This is a genomic window from Sphingomonas sp. Leaf208, from assembly GCF_001421415.1.
Lineage (GTDB): Bacteria > Pseudomonadota > Alphaproteobacteria > Sphingomonadales > Sphingomonadaceae > Sphingomonas.
This window is the reverse complement of record NZ_LMKH01000018.1, coordinates 1-19,056: the sequence shown is the minus strand read 5'-3', so window position 1 is coordinate 19,056 and position 19,056 is coordinate 1. Positions and strand designations below refer to the sequence as shown.

18 protein-coding genes and 2 pseudogenes are annotated in these 19,056 nt (G+C 63.9%); 13 read left to right on the top strand and 7 right to left on the bottom strand.

All coding sequences use genetic code 11. The features are described from left to right. The 11 genes and pseudogenes from ASE69_RS09725 to ASE69_RS09680 all read left to right on the top strand — a co-directional run. The coding region (locus tag ASE69_RS09725) for a cellulose biosynthesis cyclic di-GMP-binding regulatory protein BcsB (protein ID WP_200924157.1) at positions 1 to 1,107 on the top strand (1,107 nt) is incomplete at its 5' end. Next, on the top strand, positions 1,104 to 4,460 hold the full coding sequence (locus ASE69_RS09720; protein WP_056485730.1) for a cellulose biosynthesis protein BcsC: 3,357 nt from the start codon (positions 1,104 to 1,106) through the stop codon (positions 4,458 to 4,460). The genes ASE69_RS09725 and ASE69_RS09720, both read left to right, overlap by 4 nt. Continuing rightward, positions 4,457 to 4,912, top strand: a complete 456-nt coding sequence (bcsD, locus tag ASE69_RS09715) for a cellulose biosynthesis protein BcsD (protein WP_056485727.1) — start codon at positions 4,457 to 4,459, stop codon at positions 4,910 to 4,912. Before ASE69_RS09720 ends, bcsD begins: the two co-directional genes overlap by 4 nt. A 22-nt stretch (positions 4,913 to 4,934) precedes the next feature. Next, complete coding sequence (locus tag ASE69_RS09710) at positions 4,935 to 5,963, top strand: glycosyl hydrolase family 8 (RefSeq protein WP_235518424.1); 1,029 nt, start codon at positions 4,935 to 4,937, stop codon at positions 5,961 to 5,963. Positions 5,964 to 6,171: 208 nt separating this feature from the next. Beyond that, positions 6,172 to 6,792: pseudogene (locus tag ASE69_RS22950) on the top strand (tyrosine-type recombinase/integrase). 246 nt (positions 6,793 to 7,038) lie between these two features. Continuing rightward, positions 7,039 to 7,182 carry a type II toxin-antitoxin system ParD family antitoxin gene (locus tag ASE69_RS23455; RefSeq protein WP_156362274.1) on the top strand — a complete coding sequence of 48 codons (144 nt, stop codon included), beginning with the start codon at positions 7,039 to 7,041 and terminating at the stop codon, positions 7,180 to 7,182. 475 nt (positions 7,183 to 7,657) lie between these two features. Continuing rightward, complete coding sequence (locus ASE69_RS23450) at positions 7,658 to 7,882, top strand: hypothetical protein (protein WP_056485718.1); 225 nt, start codon at positions 7,658 to 7,660, stop codon at positions 7,880 to 7,882. Positions 7,883 to 8,481: 599 nt separating this feature from the next. Then, positions 8,482 to 8,799: a PIN domain-containing protein gene (locus tag ASE69_RS21370; protein WP_156362275.1), complete on the top strand. Its 318-nt coding sequence runs from the start codon at positions 8,482 to 8,484 to the stop codon at positions 8,797 to 8,799. A 240-nt stretch (positions 8,800 to 9,039) separates the two neighbouring features. Then, on the top strand, positions 9,040 to 9,261 hold the full coding sequence (vapB, locus tag ASE69_RS09690; RefSeq protein WP_056485712.1) for a type II toxin-antitoxin system VapB family antitoxin: 222 nt from the start codon (positions 9,040 to 9,042) through the stop codon (positions 9,259 to 9,261). Further along, positions 9,261 to 9,668, top strand: a complete 408-nt coding sequence (gene vapC, locus ASE69_RS21365) for a type II toxin-antitoxin system tRNA(fMet)-specific endonuclease VapC (RefSeq protein ID WP_082453046.1) — start codon at positions 9,261 to 9,263, stop codon at positions 9,666 to 9,668. The genes vapB and vapC overlap by 1 nt, the downstream gene beginning before the upstream one ends. A 278-nt stretch (positions 9,669 to 9,946) precedes the next feature. Further along, complete coding sequence (locus tag ASE69_RS09680) at positions 9,947 to 10,216, top strand: HU family DNA-binding protein (RefSeq protein WP_056485706.1); 270 nt, start codon at positions 9,947 to 9,949, stop codon at positions 10,214 to 10,216. Between the two features lie 425 nt (positions 10,217 to 10,641). Here ASE69_RS09680 and ASE69_RS09675 read toward each other — a convergent pair whose 3' ends face one another. From ASE69_RS09675 to ASE69_RS09650, 6 genes are all read right to left on the bottom strand, one after another. Next, positions 10,642 to 11,226 (bottom strand): glutathione S-transferase C-terminal domain-containing protein, encoded by a 585-nt coding sequence (locus ASE69_RS09675; RefSeq protein ID WP_056485703.1) that lies wholly within the window; start codon positions 11,224 to 11,226, stop codon positions 10,642 to 10,644. Next, positions 11,223 to 11,639 (bottom strand): hypothetical protein, encoded by a 417-nt coding sequence (locus ASE69_RS09670; protein ID WP_056485700.1) that lies wholly within the window; start codon positions 11,637 to 11,639, stop codon positions 11,223 to 11,225. Before ASE69_RS09670 ends, ASE69_RS09675 begins: the two co-directional genes overlap by 4 nt. Continuing rightward, complete coding sequence (locus ASE69_RS09665; RefSeq protein WP_056485697.1) at positions 11,621 to 12,364, bottom strand: SDR family oxidoreductase; 744 nt, start codon at positions 12,362 to 12,364, stop codon at positions 11,621 to 11,623. The genes ASE69_RS09670 and ASE69_RS09665 overlap by 19 nt, the downstream gene beginning before the upstream one ends. Positions 12,365 to 12,488: 124 nt before the next feature. Then, positions 12,489 to 13,835, bottom strand: a complete 1,347-nt coding sequence (locus ASE69_RS09660; protein ID WP_235518419.1) for a PLP-dependent aminotransferase family protein — start codon at positions 13,833 to 13,835, stop codon at positions 12,489 to 12,491. A 302-nt stretch (positions 13,836 to 14,137) separates the two neighbouring features. Beyond that, positions 14,138 to 15,226: an NAD(P)H-dependent flavin oxidoreductase gene (locus tag ASE69_RS09655; protein ID WP_056485691.1), complete on the bottom strand. Its 1,089-nt coding sequence runs from the start codon at positions 15,224 to 15,226 to the stop codon at positions 14,138 to 14,140. Positions 15,227 to 15,486: 260 nt separating this feature from the next. Continuing rightward, the gene (locus ASE69_RS09650) at positions 15,487 to 15,948 is read right to left on the bottom strand and encodes a VOC family protein (protein WP_082453045.1); all 462 of its coding nucleotides are present in this window, start codon (positions 15,946 to 15,948) and stop codon (positions 15,487 to 15,489) included. Between the two features lie 350 nt (positions 15,949 to 16,298). Here ASE69_RS09650 and ASE69_RS09645 point away from each other — a divergent pair, with 350 nt between their 5' ends. Both ASE69_RS09645 and ASE69_RS09640 read left to right on the top strand, forming a co-directional pair. Beyond that, complete coding sequence (locus ASE69_RS09645) at positions 16,299 to 17,204, top strand: tyrosine-type recombinase/integrase (protein ID WP_056485685.1); 906 nt, start codon at positions 16,299 to 16,301, stop codon at positions 17,202 to 17,204. A gap of 7 nt (positions 17,205 to 17,211) precedes the next feature. Continuing rightward, positions 17,212 to 18,406, top strand: a pseudogene (locus ASE69_RS09640) (IS91 family transposase). A 419-nt stretch (positions 18,407 to 18,825) separates the two neighbouring features. On the opposite strand, the gene ASE69_RS22940 reads toward ASE69_RS09640, so the two are convergent. Further along, positions 18,826 to 19,056 (bottom strand): hypothetical protein (locus tag ASE69_RS22940; RefSeq protein ID WP_235518417.1); only part of this gene is annotated, 231 nt, incomplete at its 5' end.

The window sequence follows — 19,056 nt, the reverse complement described above, 5'->3', positions numbered from 1 at the left end:
GACCTGCGCTATCGCTACCCGTCGGCGACATGGCTCGACCGGCGCGCGTCGCGGCTCGATATTTCGATCAACAACCAGTATCTGCGGACGCTCCCGCTCGCCGGCGCAGCGTGGTGGAAGGCGCTGATCGGCGGCCAAGACGGCGCATCGTCGAGCCAGGCTCGCGCCAAGGTCGAACTGCCGAACTACAATCTGTTCGGCCAGAACGAGCTGATCTTCGATTACAACCTGATCCTCGGCACCAAGAAGAAGTGCGAGGGCACGCTGCCCGAGAACGTCCATGTCGCGATCGACCCGGACAGCGCGATCGACCTGACGCACGCCTATCATGCGCAGCGGATGCCGAGCCTCGCGACCTTCGCGAACGCAGGCTATCCCTTCACGATCAGTCCCGACCTTGCCGAGACCGTCGTCGTCGTCCCCGCCTCGCCCGACCTGGGTATCGTCGAGGCGTTCCTGGCGATGATGGGCCGCTTCGGCGACTCCACCGGTGCCGCCACCACGGGCGTGACCGTCACGCAGGCCTCGGACGGCGACAGGCTGGAAGGCCATGACGTGCTGGTCATCGGTATCCCACGGACCGCCGGCGCGACCGCGCTGTTCGCCGGTGCGCCGGTGCGGATCGAGAATGGCAGACTGCGCGTGGTCGAACGCAATCCGATCGAGCGCGTCTTCGGCCTGATCTCGCCCTATGGCGCGAGCGACGTCGGCGAGACCAACGCGTTCCTGACCACGGCCGAACGTTTCGACGGGTTCGTCAGCTTCCGCTCGCCCTTTGATGCGGCGCGGACGGTGGTGGCGGTGATGAGCACCAACACCGCCGACCTGCCCGAACTGGTCCAGGGTCTCGCCGAACAGCGGATCAACGCGCAGGTCCAGGGTGATCTGTCGGTGACCAACGGCGAGGGCATGCGCAGCTTCGCGGTCGGCCAGACCTATTGGTCGGGATCGCTGCCGGTGTGGATGCGGATCGGCTGGTGGTTCAGCGAGCGGCCGTTGCTGATGGCGCTCAGCGGGCTGCTGATCGCGCTGCTGCTGGCAGGGCCGTTGTACCTGCTGCTGGTGCGCCAGCAACGTCGCCGGCTCGGGTCGGAGGACGCGGCATGATCCGCTTCACCACGCTCGCGCTGCTGACCGCGGGGATCGCATCGCCGCTCCTCGTCCAGCCCGCGGTGGCACAGGTTGCCGGGGTCGGCGCGCTCGTCCAGCAAGGGCGGTATTGGCAATCACGTGGCCGAGCCGACCTCGCGCGGACCGCCTATCGCCGTGCGCTCGCGATCGATCCCTCGAACGCCGAGGCCCGCGCCTTGTCGGAGTCGAGCGCCCCGGCTGCGGCACCCGCCGCACGACCGAGCAGGGCGCCCGCGCAGGCTCCGGCGGGCATGACTGGGCCTGCACCGACGCCCACAACCGCGGCGCGTGCGGTTTCGGTACCAGCCCCGGCACGTCGTTCCGTACCGACGCCATCCGACCGCGGCGGCGATTCGCGCGCGGCAGGCTTCCGCTCGCTCGAACAGGGCGATCTCGCCCAGGCGCAACGCCAGTTCGAGGCGGCGCTGGCCAACAACCGCAACGATGCCGACGCAGCAGGTGGCCTCGGCGTCGTCCGGCTACGGCAGTCGCGCTTCGCCGAGTCCGCCGAACTCCTGTCGCGCGCTTCGGCACGCGGCAATCGGGCGCGCTGGTCGGAAGCCTTGGCATCCGCGCAATTCTACGCCGGGCTGGACGACGCGCGCGCGCGGCTCGCGGCCGGCGATGTCGTCGGCGCACAGACCCAAGCCGAAGCGCTCGCGCGCACCGGCGTCAAGGATCGCGGGCCCGCACTGGCGTTGCTGGCGGACATCTACGAACGCCAGGGTCGCTACGCCGACTCGGCCGATCTGGCACGTCAGGCGGGATCCGCCGGCGGCAGCGCGGCGCAACTCGAAAGCCGCGTGGTGCGCAACGACGCGTTGCAGGCGGCCACACACGGCGATCCGGCAAAGGCCGACGCGCTGTTCCAGCGCGGACTCATGCTCGATCCGGCGGACCCGTGGATCCGCTACGAATATGCGCGGTACATGATCGGGCAGGGACGCGCGCCCGAGGCCGAGGCGCTGATCCAGTCGATCCAGACGATCGGTACCGCCGACGCCTTGTACGCGGCGGCGATGCTCCACAACGAGCGCGGCCGGCAGGCACAGGCGACGTCGTTGCTGTCACGGTTGACCGAAGCGCAGAAGACGCCCGCTATTCGCCGGTTCGAGGCACAGATCGCCGTCGATGCCGCCGTCGCGCGCGCCAAGGCGATCGCGGCACAGGGTCGCGGCGGCGAGGCGATCGCAACCTTGCGCCAGATCGGCATGACCCCGACGCTCAGCGCAGCGTCGCTCGCGTCGATCGCCGGCGGTCTGAACGATCTGGGCGACCAGGCCGGGGCCGTTCCGCTTGCCGAGCGCGCGCTGGCCGCAAGCCCAGCGACGGCGGCGGATTACGAGCCGATCGTCCGCGTGCTGGCACGGACCGGACAGGACGCCGCGGTCGCCAGCGCCATCGACCGCGCGCGAACGGCTTCGGCGAGGTCTGCCTCCGCAGCGCCAGCAATCGCAAGGCTCGAAGGGATTGCCGCGTCGTCGCAGGCGGACCGGATGCGGCTGGCAGGCCAGAACGCGCAGGCCTTCGACCTCCTGCAACAGGCATGGGCCGCGTCGCCAGGCAATGTCGACGTGCTGGGTGCGCTCGGTCGGCTGTACCAGTCCGGCAACATGCCGTCGCAGGCTGCACAGACGTATCAGATGGTGCTCGCCGCAAATCCACGGGACAAGGGCGCGCTGATCGGCTTGATCGGCAGTGCCGGCGCCGGCGGCAACCACGACGTCGCCACCGCCACCGTCGACCGCGCGCTCGCTGCCTATCCCGACGACTACGAGATCTACGCCGCTGCCGGCCAGATGGAGCAGGCCCGCGGCGACCGAGGCGCGGCAAAACGCTATCTGCGCCGCGCCGAAACGGCCTATGCCGCGCGTTCCGGCACCGGCACCACGCTGAGCGGTGCCAATCCGTTCGCCGCAGGCATGGGCTCGGGCAATCCCTTCCGCCAGGCGGAACAGGCGCCCGTCGTCGCCGCAAACCCGTTCGCATTGAGCGCCGGGCCGATCCCGACTTCCAAGCCCGGCCGCTCTTCGACGCCGATGGCCTTCACCGTGGCACCCGGATACGGCGCAGGCTCACCCGGCGTTCCGGCACCAACGGCCTTTGCACCGGGCGGCTACGCATCCTCGAACGGCGCCGTACCTCAAGCCGGCGTTGCAGGCGGCGACGCCACGTTGATCCGCCTACGCGACGATATCGCTCGCCTGAGCGACGACACCGGCCCCCGTGCGGAAATGAAGCTCGGCTTCCGCGAGCGTTCGGGCGAGACCGGTTTGAGCGAGATGCGTGAACTGTCGGGTACCGCGACGCTCTCCACGGGTGTCGCCGGCGGTCGCGTCTCCGTCTCGGCAACACCGGTCGTGATCGACTCCGGACGCCCGACCGGCTCCGCGCTCGCTCGGTTCGGCCGCAACGCCACCCCGGAGGCGCAAGGCATCGTCAATGCGCTGCCCTCCGCACTGACGCAGGGGGATACGCAACACGCGTCCGGCGTCGCGGTCGCGGCATCATACGACAGCCCCGGCGTCCGGATCGAGGTCGGATCGACGCCGATCGGGTTCGACAATACCGAAGTGACGTGGGGCTTCACCGCCAAACCCCAACTCTCGCGTACGGTGTCGGCGCAGGGCTGGGTCAAGCGCGAGCCGGTCACGGACAGCGTCGTGTCCTACGCCGGCACGCGCGATCCCGTCTCGGGTGAACGCTGGGGCCAGGTCATGCGGACCGGCGGCGGCGCGTCGCTGTCGTGGGACGACGAGGGGACGGGCGTCTACGCCGATGTCTCCGGCTATCGCTACACTGGCGAGAACGTCCGCCGAAACCGCGGGTACCAGGCAAATGCCGGTGGCTACCTCCCGCTCTATCGGGACGGGCATTCGACGCTCACCGGCGGCCTCAACCTCAACTGGCAGGCGTTCGACAACAACCAGAACTACTTCACCTACGGGCATGGCGGCTATTTCAGCCCGCAGAGCTTCCTCAGCATGAGCCTGCCGATCCGCTACGCGTACAACTCGACACGGTGGGAGGGGCGCCTGGGCGTCGCGCCGGGCTATCAAAGCTTCGAACAGGATCGTGCACCGATCTATCCGACCGATCCGAATGCGCAGGCCGAGCTCGATGCGTTGAAGGCGCGGAACACCGACGTCCGCTCCTATTATGACAGCCTGAGCAACACCGGTTTCGCCTTTTCGGCGGACGGATCGTTGTTCTATCGCCTGAACCCGAATACCCGGATCGGCGCCTCGGCTAGTGCCAACACGTTCGGGACCTATGACGACTACCGATCGACTTTCGAATTGCGCCAGTCCCTGGGGGGAGCCAAATGAACGCGATGAGTGAATGGTCGACCGACAACGCGACCGAAACTACTGCCGCCTCCCTGTTGCTGGGCAGCATTGTCGCCGAAGTAGGCGGCGGCGCCACCACGGCGCAGCGACGCGCGTTCTTTCGCGCGGTCGGCGCACGGATCGCAGGCGCGCATCCGGTCGGCGACGCGCAGGATATCGCCGCGCTCGCCACTTCGATCAACCGGTTGTGGCGCGAGCATGACTGCGGCGAAGTGCGGTTCGAACTGGCCGAGGACGGCCTGCTGATCACGCATACCGGCTTTGCCCGTCGACTGGCGCCGATCCTCGGCGGTGCAACCGAAAAGACGCTGCGACCGTTGCTGGAGGGGGCGTATGACGCGTGGTTGCATACGCTGGGCAGCGGTGCCGATCTGACGACACGCACCCTGTGGTGGAGCGATACGGAGGCACGACTGAAGCATGGACGTTGATCGTCGACACGTCATGGCGGGAATGGCTGGTCTGGCTATCGCCGGATGCAGCAAGGCACGCGCACCGGACGACAGGGCACTCGCCACGGAGAACAGCGCGGCAATCGAACCCCGGACCCTGCCAGCAACCGGTGCGGCAAACGGCGTGAACTGGGCAAGCTTCAAACGGCGGTTCATGACCGACGACGGCCGGATCGTCGATAACGGCAATGGCGGCGTCAGCCACAGTGAAGGCCAGAGCTATGGTCTGTTGCTGTCGCAGGCGGCGGGCGATCGAGCGGCATTCGACAAGATTCTAGCCTGGACCGAAGCCAAACTCGCCCGGTCGGACGTCGCGCTCTACGTCTGGCGCTACGATGCGCGCGCCGCCAATCCGACCGCCGATCGCAATAATGCAACCGATGGCGACCTGCTCATTGCCTACGCACTGGCAAAGGCGGCGAACAAGTGGCGTGAGCCACGCTATGCCGCGCGGGCGCGGACGATCGTCGACGCCATCGCCACCCGCCTCGTCAAGACGGTCGGCGGGCGGATGCTGTTGTTGCCCGGCCTGGACGGGTTCTCGACCGCTGCACGAACGACGATAAACCCCTGCTATTACGTCTGGCCCGCGCTCGACCTGTTTGCGAAGACCGGCAACGCGGCGGTCTGGCGACGGGTCATCACCGACGGCGAGGCTCTGATCGCCGCGGCCCGGTTCGGCGCGCATCGCCTGCCGACCGACTGGATCGACGTCTCGAATACAGGTGCGATCTCGCCGGCCGCGGACAAGCCGCCACGGTTCGGCTTTGATGCCATCCGCGTGCCGCTGTTCGCCAGCGTGTCCGCGCGGGCTGCGCTGGTCGAGCCGATCCGGACCTGGTGGCAATCGATGCCGGCAGAGCAGATCCCGGCATGGATCGACGTGGTGTCGGGACAGGTCGCCGAGTACCCCTTGTCCGTCGGCGGTCGCGCGGTGGTGAGCCGCGCACTCGGCACGCGCGCTCCCAATACGCTCGCCACCGACTATTACGCGGCCGCATTGCAGTGCCTTGCCGCGGCCTTCCCCTGAGCCTCCAGCGGCCAATTTGCGGCGGCGAGCGAGACGAGCCGAAATATCAGTCGAACTAAAGGGTACCTCCACAGCACGACGACTGGCGCAACTCTGCCGTTTGTTCACCGGGATCAGCGCTAACCATAAATGAAAACGAGTAATTTACCTTCCTGAGTGTACTAATCAGTGGTAACTCGACACCGGGGAAATATGCGATGGGGCACTCATCGTAAGATCTAGCCTTCATGAACGCCGCCCCTGGAATGAGGGTGGAGTACGAGGCGCAAAGCGCGCCCTCAAACCTCAGCAAGTTTGAGCCATCCGATTTTGGCTAGACCAGCACCGGCATCTCAGGGACCGAGCTCTTTTCGACTTTGCGATCGATAGCAAGCTGCGCGGCTGCGACGCCGTCAAGGTGCGCAGCGGCGACATAGTCGTCGGCGGCCGGATCCGGGATCGCACGGTTGTAGTGCAGCAAAAAGTCAAACGCCGCGTGCAGTTCGAAATCGTCGAACCGGCCTGCAAGACGTTGCGAGCGTGGCTTGAGCGTCGCGGCGGCACTTTGAACGACTTCGTCTTTCCCAGCCGCAACGATTATATGGAGCACATGAGCACGAGGCAGTATGCCCGCCTCGTTCACGAGTAAATCACCGGCATTGGCCTCCAAGCTGAGTGTTACGGCACTCACTCGCTGCGACGCACCGAGGCATCGATCATCTACTAGGCGACGGGAAAACTACGCGCGGTGCGAATCCTGCTCGGTCATGCGAAGATTGAGAGCACGGTCCGCTACCTTGGCGTTGATGTCGAAGACGCATTGGAACTGGCAGAGCGGACGGAGGTCTGACCCAATCATTAAACCCACAAGTGGACACTCGCGAACTCTTCCCGGCTCTTCAACTCCGGCCATTCATTCATATTTGCGGCGGTGGTTCGGTTAGAGTTGTTTCCCACTGGACGCGAAGATCCGTGGCGCAGGCTCATCTGGCGACGCATCATGGACTGAAGGTCTGGCCGCAATTGCCGGGAGAACGGCTCAGCCTACTGCCCGATTTCGGGTGGCACCCCTCGCCCAAGCAGCTAAATCTACGATATGGGTGCAATTCTTTTTCTGCATGTGTCTTTAACGCATACAATATGGGACTACGTGCGTAGTCAGGTGGCGTTGGGACATTACAATAGTGCAAGCGAAGTTATTCGTGATACTCTGCAAATCCATGCGGCAAAAAAAATGTAGATTTTTCAGCAGAGATTATTGAATCACCGCCATCTCGGACGCGAAGCAACTCGAACGTATAGCTTGGTACAAACGACAGCGCGGCTCGTAAGGGCGGCAATGGTTGTTCAATAAGAATGGTTGCGGGGACAGGATTTGACCGCTGTAGAACTCGGTTCCGGCTGCTCGGCGGCACGATCGTAAGCCTGTGAAGGTGACCCAAGCAACACTACTTACGCCCCACCGCGGTCCCGGGCGACGACCGTGATTTGCGGCTGGGTTGTAAGCCAGGCGCACCTATCTCCCAGCCAGTGGCAGATCGGCGATACCACGCTGATAGCGGCTATAAACCCCACGACTGTCAGTTCCTCACGTATGGCAACAGCTCGATTTCGAAATGCTGCGAACCTTAACGGTCGTTCGGTCGCCATCGCTCGACGCAGGGACCATTGCAAACCCATCATGGGTAAGGGGCGAGGGATGAAGCGCCTTGTGCATGACGATTATCCAACTTGGCGCCACCGCCATCGAGCCTCAGGCCCTCGGCACCAACGGCGCGCATGCGGTCAAGCAGCCTGAATACCTGGCGTCGGCCCAGTCCGAGAACCATAGCAGCATCATCAATCCGCAAATCGCCGCGCTCGACCCTTTGCAACGTGTCGTACCGCGAGAGTTCGCCTTGGCTCATCGAAACCACCGTCATCTGCGCACACCCTCGTGAACGTGGGCGGCATGACAGCGAAGATCCGCCCGGTATGGAACCGTGACATTTCTATCTAGTGGAAGGGTGACATTTCTATTTGGCGCTTACAATCATTCGGATCGATACTAATCGTTATGTTAAGTTGAACGTAAGCGTATGGTAGGCATTAATCTTGCATAGACAAACTCAGCAGATCGAGATGATAGCCGATACCATGAACAATCCGACTCCGGTGGTCATCAGACATGCTGGTAGCAACGTTTGTTTCTGACCCTCATACTCTCTGCCTTGCAGATCATGACACGCAATAGGTTGGTCTGCGCGACCGTTTTACCGCGATTGATGAACTGCCGGCCGGTGCAGTATATACCGCATATACAAGGAGGCTCGATATGGCACGATCATCTTCCAATTTTGACGTGCGCGAAGCTAAGCCGCGACTTCTCGACATTCTGAAAGGGCTAGCTATTCTCGCCTCCGACGATCAATTCCCAGACGATTTTGATGAGACGCTGCTTCCACTGAAGGCAGTCGACTTATAACTGGCGCGCGGTACATGCTCGACACCAATATATTCTCCGATTTGTTCGTAATTTGCAAGCCGCTGTGGTCGAAAGATCGTTGAGAAGAGACAACCTGTCCATCAGCATCTCACCGCGGCTGGGCTTCGCTACGGTGGTGCTCGCAAAAGCTTCCCACGCCTCTTAAGCAAGTCGAGGCCTTCAAGGCGGCCTCGAATCCTTCCGCTCGACGTCCCGGCTGACGTCGAATATGGCGGCATCCGTGCAGAGCTTGAGGCCGTGGGCAGACCAATTGGTCCCAATGACCTCCTGATCGCAGCCCATGCCCATGCGCGGGGTGCCACGCCGGTCACCGCCAATGTCGGTGAGTTCGCGCGTGTTCGGGGTCTTAGCATGGAAAATTGGCTCGCCTGATACTGGGGCGTTCCGCATTTAAAAACAGATCTTTAAGCGTCGCAGCGATCCCATCCGCATCGATTAATGGACCACCCGCCGCGTATCCTAACGAACGTCACATCTCCGCATTGCGCTGTTTTGGCGTGGTATCCGACTCCTGTTCCTGATCGCGCAGCGTGACATTGTTATCTGCCATTGACCAAGCGTATATCCCAGATGTATATCCCAAGTCATGCATGATCAATGATGGACTGTTAGATGACGCGTACCACCCTTTTCCAGTCGAATCGGTCCCAAGCGGTACGTTTGTCCAAGGACGTTGCCTTTCCCCTCGACGTGCGAGAAGTCACTATCCTTCGCGATGGTGACAGGCGTGTGATCGTTCCCGTCGACCGCATCTGGGACGATTTCTTCGCAACTCCTGGCGTTAATCTCGACGATCGCGAACAGCCAGCTGCGCAGGAGCGGGATGCACTCTGATGCTGCGTTATATGCTCGATACGAACCTGTGCATTCGTGTGTTACGTGATCGGCCGCAAAGCATTCGGGAACGCTTCAATGCCGAAGCGGGCGGCCTCTGCATCTCCACCGTCGTTCTGTACGAGTTGTTCTACGGCGCTGCGAATTCGGACCGCCCGATCGAGGCCCGTCGCGAGGTTGAGCGCTTCGCCGCCCGTGTTGATGTATTGCCGTTTGATGCCGACGCCGCGGCGCATGCCGGTGACATCCGGGCCGCACTGAAGCGAGAAGGGCGCATGATCGGAAGCTATGATCTGCAGATTGCCGGCCATGCGCGCAGTCGCGGACTGGTTGTCGTCACTGGCAATCTCGGAGAATTTGATCGTGTACAGGGTTTACGCTGCGAAGATTGGTTGCCGGCGCATTAGCGTACACCAGCAAATCGGCGTCGCCGATCCTCACGTTACGCGCGAACGTATCGCCAGTCGCTAGAGATCAATGTTTCGAGCGCGCTTCGCTTCGGCTACGAGGTCGGCGATCGGCCTCTGCCCTGAGGTGGCCTCGTAGACTGCGGCTACATCATGATCAGCAAACTTTTCTAGCATCAGCCGAACAGCCGCGACGCTGGCGTCGTCCAGTACGGTCTTTGTCTCGTCGTTCGCCTTGGCTAAGGTCCCGCCGGTGTTTCGAATGGAAAACGAATAGCATGAACGTAAGTGACCTGGCCAAGGGCGTCGCCGAAGCGACCGGTTCGAACGAAGCCGATGCGAAGAAGGCGATCACCGCCGTATTCGACCAGATCGCGGCCGCAGCCGTGAAGGGTGAGGAGGTTTCGATTCCAGGGTTCGGCAAGTTCACCGTCAAGGACCGCCCGGAGCGCGAAGGCCGCAACCCCGGCACCGGTGAGGCGATCACGATCGCAGCTTCCAAGAAGGTTGCGTTCACAGCCGCCAAGGGGCTGAAGGACAAGATGTAAGACGTTTGCGCCGGCGAGCGGTCTCGTCGGCGCCAACGGGCATGGCTCCACTACAATATCAAAAAACCCTTCGACCCTACGTAGCAGGACGGTTGATCCTGACCGAACCGACAAGCGCGAGCTCGGCCGCCTTCTCGGTCTGTTATCAGAGCGTGTCTCGATTCAGCCGGGAATACTGGCGAATGTTCGGCACACCGCCGATGAAGGGCATTCGAACGCGCCGGTTGGATTGATCGCCAGTCTGAGCATCCACGTGTGCGCGTGAACTGCCGGTCCGATTGCGGGCGACGAGACCCTGTTCCGGACATTCACGCCCCTCAACTCGCTTCCCGCAATCGGACATTTTTTCACGTACGGGCGATACGAGAGGTCGAGGAATGGTGAGCTGCTGAGACCTCAGCTATCGCTAAGTGATGACGGTCGGATCAACCTATCCCCTCCGCGGCCATGGCCGCCTGGACGGCGGGCCGCGCCTTCATGCGCTCCCGCAAGCCGAGTAGCGGCAATGGCAGATCTAGCGCAAACCGATCCGCCCAGAGCAGCATGACGAACAGGTAGAAGTCGGCGACGCTCGGCGTGGCCCCGAACAGATAGTCGCCCTGCAAGCCATCGGAAAGAGGTTGCATCAGGCGGAGCACCGTATCGCCTGCCCTCGCTTTGTCGGCAGCGCTACCGGCGTGCCACATCGGCTTGTACGCCCGGTGGATCTCGGTCGTGATATATGTCAGCGCCTCGATGACCCGCGTCCGCCCCATCGCGCCGCCGATCTGCAACGCAGGCGTCTCGCCAGCGATCCAGTCGAGAACCGCTAGATTCTCGGTGATCATCGTGCCGTCGTCGAGAATGAGCGCCGGCACGTATTTCTTCGGATTGATCCGTGCGAAGTCTTCGCCGCCAGCCGTGCGGAACGTGCGCAAATCGACGCGTTCGGCTTCAAACGCCATTCCCGCCTCTCGAAGCGCGATGTGGTCGGCCAGGCTGCAAGCGAGCGGGCTGTAATAGAGCTTCATCGAATAGACTCCTTGTGAGACACGGCATGGACGGTGATCGCGATTGCCAACACAGCAGGCAGCGTCACGGCAGGAAAATCGCGAAGCAGCGCGGACGGACCACAGATCCCGACTGCCACTTCCCAGACGTGGAAGAGCGCATGCCCCGACAGCCAGATCGCGGCCGCCCCCCAGGAAACCGAACGATGGATCGGACGTGCTGCACCCAACAGGAACGCCGTGCCGACGCCGAGGAAGATCAACCCGATGTCGCGTACGAAATGCTGGTTGAATGGTCCGGTCGTGGTGACGCCGGGAACCGCGAAATACCAGCTCACGGGCGAGGCGAGCATGAAGACGCCGTTTGCGACCGCGCCCACTCCCAGCAGGATCGCGATGCCCAGGACGACGCGGTTCACCGGCCTGCGAACCATGTGTCGTAGTCAGTCGCGCCGATATGCGCTCCGGCCGCGGGCATGAGCGAGATGTCGTCGATCTTCGCTCCAAAATAGAGCGCGTCGGCCTCCCCCACTACGCCGCGCGCGTCACCGGTCGCCTCGAGATAGCGACGCACTAGAGCATCCATCCGGAACGCCGTCGGGCCCGCCACCTCGATCGTCCCGTTCGCAGGCGGCGCGACGACGATCGCGGCGAGCGCGTCCGCGACGTCATTGGCCGCAATCGGCTGAAACAAGGCGGTCGACAGGTGGATCGCTTCGCCCGCTGCGGCCGAATGCGCGATGCCGCCGAGGAATTCGAAGAACTGCGTCGAATGCAGGATCGTATAGGGTACGCCCGACGCGCGGATCAGCGTCTCTTGCGCGACCTTCGCGCGCATATAGCCGCTGTCGGTAAGGCGCTCAGTCCCGACGACCGACAGCGCGACATGGTGCCGGACGCCCGCGCCCGCTTCGGCAGCAAGGACGTTGCGGCTCGAGGTTTCGAAGAAGGCGAGCACCGCGGCATCCTCGAACGATGGCGAGTTCGCGACATCGACGACCACTTCCGCCCCGGCCAGCGCCTCGGCGAGGCCCTCCCCCGTCAGCGTGTCCACGCCGCTGTTCGGCGACGCGGCGACGGCCTCGTGTCCCGCTGTCTCCAAACGCGAAACGAGCTTCGAACCGATGAGGCCAGAGCCCCCGATAACGACGATCTTCATGTCCCAATACCTTTTGCAAAGCGGCCCGCCGGATCGGCATGGGCTCACTGTAGGACGGGAGGTAGCAGGGCCTTGGCCCAGGCTCGTAGAGCCAAGAACCGCGAAAGCGACTAGGCCAAGATCATCATACCCGGTCGGCCAGCAGTCGTCGTAAGGCGGCGACCGCCTCGTCGACCCTGTTCGGGCGAAGGTTTGTTGCGCTCAGTAACAACCCCGGCACACGGCGCTCGGGATCCTGATACCAAGGCGACAGCGGCGACGGCGCGATCCCGAGTTCGGGCGCGCGCCGCGCCAGCGCCATATCGTCGATCCCCTGTGGCAATCTGAGGAGTGCGATCGGGCCGGCGACGGTCTCGAGCGGATAATCCGCCTCGAGCGCACGGTGCAGCGCGGAAAGCCGTTCGGCATAGAGCCGCTTCATATTGCGCAGGTGACGCAGGTAATGACCCTCGGCGAGCAGCTGAGCGATCGCAAGCTGCGACGGCGCGAAGAAGCTCGGCCCCAAGGTTGCCGCCGCTTGCCCGAAGCGCGTGGCGAGTGCCATCGGCGCAACGACGAAGCCGATTCCGACCCCGGGCTTCAACGTCTTGCTGAAGCTGCCCACATGGATTACGCGCCCCGCGGTATCGCCGCTTGCCAGCGCCGGCGCGGCGCGCGCGCCAAGTTGGAGCTCCCCCAGATAGTCATCCTCGATGATCCAACCGTCGGCCGCCTCGGCCCAGTCCAGCAACGTCCGTCGCCGGGCATGGCTCATGGTCGCGCCCAGCGGGGAATGCTGCCCTGGCGTGACGATCGCGACTCTGGCGTCGGGCGCGAGCGCTATTCCTGCAGCAACGTCGATCCCCTCCGCGTCAACGGGCACGGCGACCGGGCCGACGCGCGCCATCTCCAGTCCCATGCGGGTTATGGGGTAGCCCGGCTCCTCCATCCAGGCGCGCTGCCCCGATGCGCCCAGCACCTGCAACGCTAGCGCGAGCCCACCACGATAGCATACAGTGACGATGACTTGGTCGGGCACGCAATGGAGACCTCGCGCGATCGCCAAGTAGGCGGCAATCTGCGCGCGCAGTGCGGGGTGCCCGCGCGGATCGGGATAGGTCGTTGGCGTCATCGCATCATCGCGGACCGCGCGTCCGAGCAGGCTGGCCCAGAGCTTTGTCGGAAACGCATCCTGCGCCGGCACGCCGGTCTGAAAGGGCAACGCCGTTAGCGAGAAGCCGCGCAGCATCGTCGAGAGCGGCCGGACGATCAGCTCGCTCGTCGTGGAAGCATGGCGGGGAGGCTTGGCGATCACGCGGGTGCCGGCCGAACCGGCGGTGCTCAGCAGCAATTCAGACACCAGCGCATCGTAAGCAGCCTGCACGGTTCCTCGAGCTACACCCAGCTGGCTTGCCAGATCGCGGACTGATGGCAGGCGCGCGCCAACCTCCAGCCGCCCGTCGTCGATCGCCGTTCGGATGTTGTCGCACACTTGATGAGAGAGCGACATTGTCGCCCTACGGTCCGGCTTGATGAAGTGCGCATGGGAAGCCATGCTCTTACGGTACAGTGTTAGTGCCCCATGACGAATGCGTTCCGATGACTCTGGCGACGAGTGCAATATCTCGGTGCCAAGATCATTGCCTAACGGAGGGAGCGAGACCCATTCCTGGCCATCCGCGACCCATTATTGTGTTCCAACTTCGGCCATTGGTTCATCTCGACCGTACGGCCTTATTCCGTACGCTGGACGACCTACTTAGAAGGCTTCGAGTAGAGAAACGGCTATTCCGATCAAGGAACGTTGCAACGCTCAACCGAGCCTCTCATCCGTCGCAATTCAAATTCCTCTCGCAGCACCCTGACCAAGGCTGCTGCCGGCATGGCACGAGAGAGTGGCGCACCTTGCCCTGCCCATTGCGCCCCGAAACCGTGCTCGCCTTGCGTCTTGGCAGCCGCGTGCAAGGCCTTTCCTGCATCATAGGCGATAGGATAATCAGGCGGTCGGCGTTCATCGACCAACTGACTCAGAGCCGTGAACCGGTTGGCCAGCGCACGCGCGGGTCGACCAGAAATAAGCGACGTAAGGACGGTGTGGTAAGCGCCCTCACCGGTAAGGGCCGCCCGGTATGCATCGTCTGCGGCCGATTCCGGGCACGCGACAAAGGCAGTTCCCAGTTGCGCTGCGGATGCGCCCAGGTCGAGCGCCGCGGCAATGCCGGCGCCGTCCATTATCCCGCCAGCTGCGATAACCGGTAGGTTGGTCTTGCGCACGAGGAGTCGGGTCAGCGCGAACATGCCGAGCGCGTCGTCGGGCGCGGTGGGGTCGAAGACACCCCGATGCCCGCCAGCCTCGATCCCCTGCGCGACCACCGCGTCGATCCCCGCCGCTTCGCTCGCGTGGGCTTCGTCGAGGCTGGTTGCGGTCGCCATGAGGTAGATACCGCGCGCTCGCAACGCCGAGAGCACGTCGATGGACGGCAACCCGAAGTGGAAGCTGACCACTGGCGGCGCGAGGTCGAGCAGTACCGCCACCATGTCGGGATCATCCGCGAAGCTCTTGTAGATGGTCCTGAGTGCCGTCGGGGGTTCTGCGCCGAACTCGGCGAACAGCGGGGCAAGCCAATCCAACCATTGCGCTTCCCGTGCGAGATCGGCCGTCGCGCCAGCGTGGACGAAGACGTTCACGTTGAACGCGCGGGTCGTGCGGCTGCGCACCTCCTCGATCATCGCCCGTGCGCCGGCGGCGTCGGTCGCGCCCACGCCGATCGACCCCAAGGCTCCTGCCTCGGATACGGCTGCCGCCAACGAAGGTGTGGCGACCCCCGCCATCGGCGCCTGGATCAAGGGCACCGAGAGTTCGAACCGATTGATGAGAGACATACCTACGGGACCCAACCGTTAACGATAGTCCGCTTATGACTACGCCAGCTCATTAAGTGAATGGCGCTAGGTGGGCGGACGCGGATCCTCTGCCCTTCAACCTCTACGACTCACCTGCGGTCATTCGCGGCCGCTTTCTGGCTCCCCATCTTCTGCCATCCTTTCAGTATTGCAGCAGAGAAGGTGCTGAACCTCGGCCCTGCCCGCTGCCTCGCCAGCTTTCAATGGGATGATGAGGCGGCAAAGCTTTTGCCGGCCCATTAACGGGCTGTCTGCTGCATAAGCTCTATCGTGATATGATCGGGGCCTGAAACGTAGGCCACCAACGTTCCCTTCCGTGGACCACCCGGGATCGGCAACGGATTACCTTTCGCCTTCCATCCTGCTGCCTCGACGCGGGCAATGGCGACATGAATATCCTTCACGGTCAGAGCCAGGTGGGCCGCTCCGATCGATCCCGCGCCGCTGGGCACCGTCCCGTTCTGGAGCCCGTTTGAATATTCCAACAGTTCGACCACGTAGCCGTCTTGTGCCTTGACGATCGCCGTTCTCACTTTCGGATCATCGACACCTGTCACCCGATGCAGGAAGTCGCCCCCCATTTCCGATTGCCGCTCAAGTGTGAAACCGAGCGCTCCCGTCCAGAACCGAACGGCTTCGTCCAGAGACGACACAGCGAAGCCAGTGTGGTCCACGGCAATTACGTTTGCGGCGTCCGTCATTACTGCCCTCTCACTGGTATGCCGCCCGTGCTTACCACGCGACCGTTCACCATCGTAAACCGCCTTCCCTAAACCCTTCCCCGCACACACTTTCCCAATATGGGCTGTTGGACACGGAGAAACGAAAAGGCTTCGAGCCTCTTAAAGCAGCGGGTTCCGGGATGCGAAAGACCTTGGGAGCAGACGAGCTTGGTCATGCAGCGATCAGGCGACCAGCGGCCGCGGAGACCCAGAGCACGAAGCCGCTGCGCGGCAGTGGTGGTGGCGGTGAGGTAGCGCAGCCGCGCTGAGGTTTGGTCCTGCGGCAGCGGCGGCAGACGATGGAGTTCCTTCAACGAGAGGAACTCCCCATGGCGACTATACCCACCGAACAGTCCGTTACGCCGCTGCGCCAGCGCATGCTCGACGACATGGCGATGCGTGCGATGCGGGCGCGGACGCAACATGACTATGTCCGCCACGTCCGTGCCTTTGCTGCTTTCCTGCGACGCTCGCCTGAGACCGCGACCGCCGAGGACGTACGGCGCTTCCAGCTTCACCAGCGCGAGCACGGTGTCGGGGAGTCCGTCATCGGCGCCACAGTATCGGCGCTGCGCTTTCTGTTCGGCGTGACGCTCGACCGGCCCGACCTGTCGCGCAAGCTGGTCCTGGCGCCTCGTCCCCGCAAGCTGCCCGACGTGCTGAGCGTCGAGGAGGTCGCGCGGCTGCTCGAGGCGGCCCCTGGCATCAAGTACCGAGCGGCGCTGGGGGTTGCGTACGGCGCCGGATTGCGGGTGTCGGAGGTCGCGCACCTCAAGGCCGACGACATCGATAGCAAGCGCATGCTGATCCGCATCGAGGAGGGCAAGGGCCGCAAGGACCGTAACGCGATGCTGTCGCCGCAACTGCTTGAACTGCTCCGGCTCTGGTGGCGTGAGGGCAAGCGGCGCAGTGTCCTGTTGCCACACGGCTGGCTGTTCCCGGGGCGCAGCTACACCGATCCGATCTCGACCAGACAACTCCACCGCGCCGTTCATGAGGCTGCCGAGGCGGCCGGGATCCGCAAGCGCGTCAGCCCGCACACGCTGCGGCACAGTTTCGCCACCCACCTGCTCGAGCAGGACGTTGACATCCGCGTCATCCAGGTCCTGCTCGGGCACAGCAAGCTCGAGACGACCGCGCTCTATACCAAGGTCGCCACGCGCACGATCCATGCGGTGACGGGGCCACTCGACCGGTTGATGGCGCTGATGGAGGGCAAGCCACCCGCCGGGTGAGCGCGCGATGCGCACCTCGCTCGAGGTCGCCGACATCTTCCGTGCTGCCGGTCCTGCGTACCGGACCGCCCACGCCGGGCATCTGAGCCTCGACCAGCTCAAGGTCATGTCGGCTGTCGAACATTGCCGCACCGCTGCGCTCGGCGGCCACACCGAGGCATGCACCGACTGCGGGCACTGGCGGGTTGCCTATAACTCCTGCCGCAACCGGCATTGTCCCCGGTGCCAGGGCGCGGCCGCGCGCGCATGGCTTGCCGAGCGCGAGGCCGACCTGCTGCCGGTCGGCTATTTCCACGTCGTCTTCACCCTGCCGGTCGAGGTCGCCGACATCGCGTACCAGAACAAAGCTGCGCTCTACGGCCTGCTGCTCCAGGCGGCGTCCGAGACGATGACGACCATCGCCACTGACCCAAAACATCTCGGCGCGAGGATCGGCATCACCGCGGTGCTTCACACATGGGGGTCGGCGATGACCCACCACCCCCACATCCACATGATCGTACCGGGCGGTGGACTGTCGCCGGACGGCAGCCGCTGGGTGTCGTCACGCCCTGCGTTCCTGCTGCCGGTGCACGTGCTCGGCAAGCTGTTCCGCCGCCTGTTCCTGACCCGACTGATGGCGCTGTACGAGGCGGGACGGCTCGCGTTTCTATGGCAGTCTCGCGGCACTCGCCGACCGCCGCACCTTCCTGCGACACCTGTCCCCAGTCCGGAAGAAGAACTGGGTCGTCTATGCCAAACCGCCGTTTGCGGGACCGCAGGCCGTCCTCGCCTATCTGTCGCGCTACACGCACCGCGTGGCGATCTCGAACAGCCGGCTCGTCCGCTTCGACGAGACCGGGGTGACGTTACGCTACAAGAATTGCCGCAACGATGTCGCCGACCGGCAGCAGCTGATGACGCTGGCCGCTGACGAGTTCATCCGACGCTTCCTGCTCCACGTCCTGCCGAAAGGCTTCCACCGCATCCGCCATTACGGCCTGCTCGCTGGCGCCACCCGCAAGGCTCACCTCGAACACGCCCGCCAACTGCTCGGGGTCGCCCCGCCCGTGGCCGCCGCCGCACCCGTCGAGCCCGAAGATGCCCGCCCGCCATGCCCATGCTGCGGCGGACGCATCCTCGTCATCGAAACCTTCGAACGCTGGCGTCAGCCTCGCGCACCGCCGCATGCCACCAACCCGACCGGAACCACCGCGCTATGACCCGGCATGGCTCGTCCTCATTCCGCCGCGCGACCTGTGCGCTTCCGGCGATGATGACGCTCATGCGATCGACACCGGCACCGAGCGCAGTGTCACGTCCGCCGCACGGCAAGGCTCGATATCAGCCTCTGAGGGCGCATCCGATGGTCAGCACCGCCCCGACCAGGACGTCTGCCGCGGGCTGTCCCGCCCGGCGGCCCAGCAGCCGAAAACCGAAAAACCCATAGGTCAGCATCCGAGGCCCGCGGCTTCCTGCTTTGGAGGAAATCGTACACCTTCCGGTGCCCGATTTCCTTCACACAAGCAGACGTCCCCGCCCCCTTCCCAGCTTCCCAGCTTCGGCCGCTTGTTCATCTCCGGTTTACGACCGCTTTGGGAACCTGACCCTGCGAACTCGAATGTCGCGCCAGGGCAATAGTTTAAGGAGCAGGCTGTCCAGGTTGAAGTTTTGTGCGCGATGAGCTTCCGACGGCTTTTGCGAGAGGCTCACGCACGGGATGAGCGGCGACGCTACGTCGAACCGTAGGCGCCAATCCGGATTCCTCGTTCCATAGAACCAGGATTGTAGCGATCGGTGCGGCGGTGAGGATCAGCAGGAAAAGGCCCATCAGCCATTCGTTGGGCTGTAGCGGCTGCGAGAAGCCACCGCT

What these genes read in the sequence shown, in the direction of transcription:
- ASE69_RS09670 (WP_056485700.1), bottom strand. Translation starts at nt 11,639, where the DNA reads ATGGTTCGCAGGCCGGTGAACCGCGTCGTCCTGGGCATCGCGATCCTG.
- vapB (WP_056485712.1), top strand. Translation starts at nt 9,040, where the DNA reads ATGACGCGTACCACCCTTTTCCAGTCGAATCGGTCCCAAGCGGTACGT.
- ASE69_RS09680 (WP_056485706.1), top strand. Translation starts at nt 9,947, where the DNA reads ATGAACGTAAGTGACCTGGCCAAGGGCGTCGCCGAAGCGACCGGTTCG.
- ASE69_RS09655 (WP_056485691.1), bottom strand. Translation starts at nt 15,226, where the DNA reads ATGTCTCTCATCAATCGGTTCGAACTCTCGGTGCCCTTGATCCAGGCG.
- ASE69_RS09675 (WP_056485703.1), bottom strand. Translation starts at nt 11,226, where the DNA reads ATGAAGCTCTATTACAGCCCGCTCGCTTGCAGCCTGGCCGACCACATC.
- ASE69_RS09645 (WP_056485685.1), top strand. Translation starts at nt 16,299, where the DNA reads ATGGCGACTATACCCACCGAACAGTCCGTTACGCCGCTGCGCCAGCGC.
- ASE69_RS09650 (WP_082453045.1), bottom strand. Translation starts at nt 15,948, where the DNA reads ATGACGGACGCCGCAAACGTAATTGCCGTGGACCACACTGGCTTCGCT.
- ASE69_RS09710 (WP_235518424.1), top strand. Translation starts at nt 4,935, where the DNA reads ATGGCTGGTCTGGCTATCGCCGGATGCAGCAAGGCACGCGCACCGGAC.
- ASE69_RS09665 (WP_056485697.1), bottom strand. Translation starts at nt 12,364, where the DNA reads ATGAAGATCGTCGTTATCGGGGGCTCTGGCCTCATCGGTTCGAAGCTC.
- ASE69_RS23455 (WP_156362274.1), top strand. Translation starts at nt 7,039, where the DNA reads ATGGGTGCAATTCTTTTTCTGCATGTGTCTTTAACGCATACAATATGG.
- ASE69_RS23450 (WP_056485718.1), top strand. Translation starts at nt 7,658, where the DNA reads ATGACGATTATCCAACTTGGCGCCACCGCCATCGAGCCTCAGGCCCTC.
- ASE69_RS09720 (WP_056485730.1), top strand. Translation starts at nt 1,104, where the DNA reads ATGATCCGCTTCACCACGCTCGCGCTGCTGACCGCGGGGATCGCATCG.
- bcsD (WP_056485727.1), top strand. Translation starts at nt 4,457, where the DNA reads ATGAACGCGATGAGTGAATGGTCGACCGACAACGCGACCGAAACTACT.
- vapC (WP_082453046.1), top strand. Translation starts at nt 9,261, where the DNA reads ATGCTGCGTTATATGCTCGATACGAACCTGTGCATTCGTGTGTTACGT.